The 5,604-nt window shown below is 36.9% G+C and carries 3 protein-coding genes; 1 reads left to right on the top strand and 2 read right to left on the bottom strand.

Annotated elements, in window-relative coordinates; genetic code table 11:
- Nucleotides 1-523 precede the first annotated feature (523 nt).
- The gene (locus AC3DU7_RS23455; protein WP_488041711.1) at nucleotides 524-1,744 is read left to right on the top strand and encodes a protein kinase domain-containing protein; all 1,221 of its coding nucleotides are present in this window, start codon (nucleotides 524-526) and stop codon (nucleotides 1,742-1,744) included.
- 1,031 nt (nucleotides 1,745-2,775) lie between these two features.
- Here the strand turns inward: AC3DU7_RS23455 and AC3DU7_RS23450 are convergent.
- Together AC3DU7_RS23450 and AC3DU7_RS23445 are read right to left on the bottom strand one after the other, a co-directional pair.
- Nucleotides 2,776-2,994, bottom strand: a complete 219-nt coding sequence (locus AC3DU7_RS23450; protein ID WP_488041710.1) for a DUF4327 family protein — start codon at nucleotides 2,992-2,994, stop codon at nucleotides 2,776-2,778.
- An 837-nt stretch (nucleotides 2,995-3,831) separates the two neighbouring features.
- Entirely contained in the window at nucleotides 3,832-5,139 is a 1,308-nt protein-coding gene (locus AC3DU7_RS23445; RefSeq protein ID WP_488041709.1) for a serine hydrolase, read from the bottom strand.
- Between the last annotated feature and the right edge of the window lie 465 nt (nucleotides 5,140-5,604).

The following is a 5,604-nucleotide window of genomic DNA, read 5'->3' as shown; positions in this document are numbered from 1 at the left end:
TGACCAACTATTTGTGACATTTTTTAAGTGAATTGGTATAGCAGTCGAAACAAAATGTGCCGAAATTTATCAATGCTCAAACTAGCTTCAGGGATTACTTTTAACTCTTAACTTTTAACTTTTAACCAAAAAATAAGGTCTGAAGCCTCCTCTTTTAAGGGGATGAAAAAAAATCAAGTTCAATATTTCAAGCCTCTGACTTTAACTAGGGTTTGCTGATTAAACCTAAATGTCTTTACTGATATTGGTTTTAGCCTTTTTGGGTAGTGAGAAAGTACCTGGTTTTCAGATCAAAATGTTCAAAAATTTATCATTTTAGGCAAAAGTTGGGCAAAAAAAAATTACTTTCCTGCTCCCCTACTCCCCCGCTCCCCTACTCCTACTAAAAGACTTTTTCAGCAAGCCCTAACTAGAGGTACTGATAACTGATAACTGAAATGACTTTTAACTTTTGACTTTTGCTTTATCTCCTATTCCCTGGCGCGTAGCGCTATACAAAAAATTTGAAGTTCAAACACAGATTGTGATTAGGTTAACTCTCTTAGACCCTCAAAAAAATACTCCTTTAAAAAATTGGGACTTTCAGAATGAATCAATAATTAAGATTGGTCGCTCTGTGGATAATCAGGTTGTTTTATCTGATAGTTTAGTTTCACGATATCATCTGGAGCTACACAAAATACCAAAGTCCCAATCTGGAAATATTTGGCGACTAGTTAGTCATGGTACAAATGGAACTTTTGTGAATGGAGTTTTGATGTCTCAGGGAATTATTTCTGATGGTTTCCTGATTCAGTTAGCCAGAGGTGGCCCTATTTTCAAGTTTCAGATTCAGGTTCCATCTGTTGCTAATGTTCCTCAACAATGTTGTTCCCGAGCTGGTGATAACCCACCAGGAAATTTATTTTGCATTTATTGTGGTAAACCAATTAAAGTTGAACGCAGTATTCGTCAGTATCAAGTATTACGAATATTGGGTCAGGGTGGCATGGGTACTACCTATTTGGCTTGGGATCGCGATCGCAATAGTTTACAAGTAGGCGCTTCACCTGCTGCTGCTTTGGTGGTGTTAAAAGAAATGAATGCTGATATGGCTCAGATCCGCAAAGCTCAAGAATTATTTGAACGAGAAGCTAGAGCTTTGAAATCATTAAATCATTCAGGAATTCCTAAGTTTTTTGACTTTTTTGTGGAAGAAGACAAGAAATATTTAGCTATGGAAATGATTCATGGTCAGGATTTGGAAAAACGTATTTCTTTACAGGGACCAGTGTTGCCAACACAGGCAATTGAGTGGATGATTCAGACTTGCGAGGTTCTAGAATATATTCACTCGCAAGATCCTCCACTGATTCACCGCGATATTAAACCTGCTAATCTTCTAGTGCGTCGCCGTGATAATCAGATAATAGTTCTAGATTTTGGGGCAGTCAAAGAAATTGGAACGCCTTTGGGTACGCGGATCGGCGCAGAAGGTTATAGTGCCCCCGAACAAGACCGCGGGCAACCTTTGACTCAATCCGATCTATATGCTGTGGGTGCAACCTCAATCTTTTTATTGACTGCTCAAAGTCCGATGCACTTCTATGATAATCGTGGTGATGGTTATCGGTTTTATATTGAAAGCGTTCCCACTATTACACCACAACTAAGGAAGGTAATTGAAAAAGTTACCCAACCATTGCCTGGCGATCGCTATCAAACTGCTCAAGAGCTTGCAGATGCTTTAAAAGATTGCCTTTAATGTGCATCGTCAGTATTGAAATATCTCAGTATGTATAGCAGGGAACAGGGGGTCTATTTCAGTTATCAGTTATCAGTTATCAGTACCTCTGCCTGTTTGCGCAGCATTCGGCAGGAAAGTCAGAGGCTTGAAATATTGAACTTTATTTTCTCTTGGTCGATTGGATATGGCGAGGAGACCTGCTCTTGACAGAGCCGCTCCGAAGATCGCCATCCCACCCTACGGGAAGCTGCGCTTTTCGCGCCAGCGTTGCAAAGCAAACGACCGCTTTTTCAACCCCTTTAAAGGGCAGGAGGCTTGAGACCTGATTTGTTGGTTAAACATTTATCTGTCTGAGGTTCGATCGTCAGTCTATTTCCTAACGGCCAAGACGGTTGCTATACAAGAGTTTTTGAGTTATTGGTAGAGATATAGCACTCGCGCATAGGGGAGTTATCTGATTGGCGACGTACAGAAGTTAGAAGTCAGAAGTTAGAAGTAATTCCTGACTGAGTTTGAGTATTTATAATTGCCCTAACCTATTTGTGTAGTGCTATATTACAAACAAAACTTCTGAAAAAAACAAATGTATTTAGATGTTTACTCAATCAAATGACTCAGTGTTACGCTCAAAGAATTTACAGAGTTTGCTAGGCTTTGTTTACGAACTAAAGCTGCACTCTAACCACATAGTTTGCCCTCAAAAGTAAGCAATTATGTTTACAGAAATGAACTTAACTTGAGACGAGTCATTTTAAGTTTAACAATTAGCAGATTTTTTTTCTAATAAATCCTAATCAACCTGTATTCAGTTATTTAGTTATCAGTTTTAAAATTGCTTTGGTATCAATTTAGTTTCTCGATTACAGCCTAAGAAACTAAAAAGTTTTATTTTGTTTTACTCTATTTTGTAGAGCGATCGCCTAATTATTCTATACTTTCAGTGTTATTGCTTAGACGTTGCGACTAATCGACTACATTCTAGCAATTTCTATCGCTTAAACTCAAGAATTATTCAGCCTAACTAATCTTAATTTGATTAGGAAATTAGATTAATCTTCTTCCCACACTTCTACAACCAAAATTTCACCGATTGGATCTTGCATAGAAAAATCAAAATCTTGAAGTTGCTTTTTCCAATAAGGCCACTTATCCCCAAAAAGTAGGGCTATTTTCCAGATACTATCTGTTGGCTTGATTATATTAGATTCTACGAGGGAACTCACCTGACGCTGAAATTTTTCCATCTGGTGTATAACCTTTTGGCTCATAATACCTCTTTATTTTTTTAAATTCTTCTTGAAATTAACTCCCCGATTCTCACTTTTACCTGTTCGTGGATTTTTTGTGCTTTTGGGGTAGTTACCTTCTAGATTTATAGTTTAACATACTTACTTTTGGCAAGGTATTATAAGTAAAACTAAATAATTAAAAATCAATAGTGAGATTTTTTTATTCAAGTCAATTTTTACAAGTTTTACTACTTGAAAGAAAGTAAGTAATGTGATAATAGTAATATATTTTCCTATATGATTTTATTATAATTTGTAACATAAAATTATATATATTTCAGATAAATTTAGCCATATATGCCGTCTGCCTATCAATCATTTGTAGTAAACATCAAAGAAGCACCTCAGCGAGGGATCAGTAGATTTTTTTTGAGACAACCTCGGAAAACGGAGTATCCTGGAAGGGGAAGGAGATTTTAACTCCTCCTCAATCATCAGCCAGATCGAGTCTGGGTTTTTTTACTAGAGTGATAAAAGTTGATAGCTAGTTCAGTACTTTTAAATATCTGACTTTCCGACGGAATGTTGCGCAAACAGCAGTCGTTACTGTTAGCATATCTCCGATCATCAAAAACTAATTAATAACTTAAATGACGTAATTGCGTCTGTATCTAATGAGACAAATTAGCTCACTAATAAAAAATTAAATCAATCATTCCACTCTTAGAGGTTGTCTGAGAAATCTCATTTGCTACACACGCGCCCCCGCGCATCCCCCTTTCAACAAAACTTGTTCCCCCAGAATTAGGGGGCTAGGGGGGCAAAATTCAGTATCAAACAACTTTTGAGATCCTCTTATTCATCAATTCTTTCTTCCTACTCCCTACTCTCTACTGCCTCTTTTGGAGAATTATCCAATGCGATCATGCGATCGTAAACATGACGAGACAGTTTAGGGAATATTTTCTCATCTGTGGCGTAAGCACGATCTTCTGCAAAGACTGCCAGAATATAAATAGCTTTATCATCCAAAGTTCTCACAAATGCTACATCCATACGATGTCTGGTAGTGAAACCAACTTTAGAACCGAAATAAATATTGCTGGGTAAAGATTCACCGAGAAAACCTTTGATTCCATTGTAGGGGTCATTTTGCCATGCTTCAGGTGTTAAATCTCTGGTTAACAAATAAGCCATTCTGGTACTATATTGCCGTGAAACTGCCTGCCTGGTATATATTTCATAGGTTAGTCTTGCTGCATGATCGGTGGAAATCAAATTTCTGAGAAACTTACCATTTTTCTTTCTGAGTTGGCGATCGCGACCTACAGGGCCTTCTTGACTAGGAGAATATCGAGGATAATTTTTTGTGCTAACTATTAAATTTTTATAACCTGCTTTATGGAAAAATTCGTTGACTGACTTTCTTTTTTCTAACCACTTTTCTAATTCTTTTCCTTCTAATGTTTTCCCCGATCTAGTATCAGTAATTGCATCTAAAATTTTACTTGCAGAATCGTTATGAGACTTCTGCATCATTGCTCTCAAGTCTCCATGAAACTTAGGTTCATCTTCAATTAGACCTTTTTTTACTGCTCCATAAAATGCAGCCATCCAAAATAATTTAGAGACACTAGCAGGATATCTCACTTCTTGGCTTTGATATCCAGCAAATGTATGAATATCTTGGTTACTAACATCTATTAAACTAATAGATAAGGGTTCTGTTGGCAGCCCTTTTTCTTCAGAAATTTTAACCAATTCATCAACTATTTCCTGTAGTTGAGGATTATAACGTAGAGGTGGTTTTCTGCGAACATTGTAGGCAAATCCTAAGTCTTCTGGAGTTTGTTGAGGAACTGGGCGTACATAGGGTGGTACAAGGGTAGGTGATATGGAGGTTTGAGGAGAAGGTTGAGCTGTGGGTGAAGTTGTGCGACTTCTGAAAGGTAGGGTAATAACCCAGCTTGCGGTCATTAATATGGCGACTAATATAAGGATATTTTTATATTTTAACTGAGATAATGTTAGTTTTGTACTTTTTGTTTTAACTCGCCGACGTACTTTAACTGGACGTCGCTTGGCTACCCGATATGGTGGACGGACTCGATGAAATGTTTGAGGTGGTAACTTTTCTGCGTGCATTTGAATAATATCTGAGAAATATAAGTAGTGGACTGACACAGCTGAAATGCTGCCCGGCGACGGATTGTTAAATACTTTTCACAGCTTAATATTTTAGCCGTAATGGCGCACTATATAATACCATTTATCAAAAATTTTCTACATTTTTTTGAGTAGAGGAGTAGGGAAGTGGGGGAGTGGGGGAGTGGTAAAAAGTAAGAATAATTAATATTGACTGGGCTATTTTTAGCAAAAAAGTGATTCAAACTGTTTTAATTAGTTGATCGCTAAAGTTTTACCCAAGTATAGCGTTACTTTTAGAAATTGGTATAATAATGAAGTATTTTAACTGTGTTACAGCATTAGTAATAATTTGATTAGTTTCCAGGACTGTACTATAAATAGTGCTAAATTTTCAACTATGGCTGGGAAATTAATTTCAAGGCCATTAGTTATTATGGGGAAACAAGACAGTAAATTAGATTAATTTAATATCTGTTTTCGCAGGATTATTGACAAAAATGG

Source organism: Okeania sp., assembly GCF_983059655.1.
The sequence above is the reverse complement of the archived record's forward strand: the minus strand, read 5'-3'. Positions and strand labels throughout refer to the sequence as shown.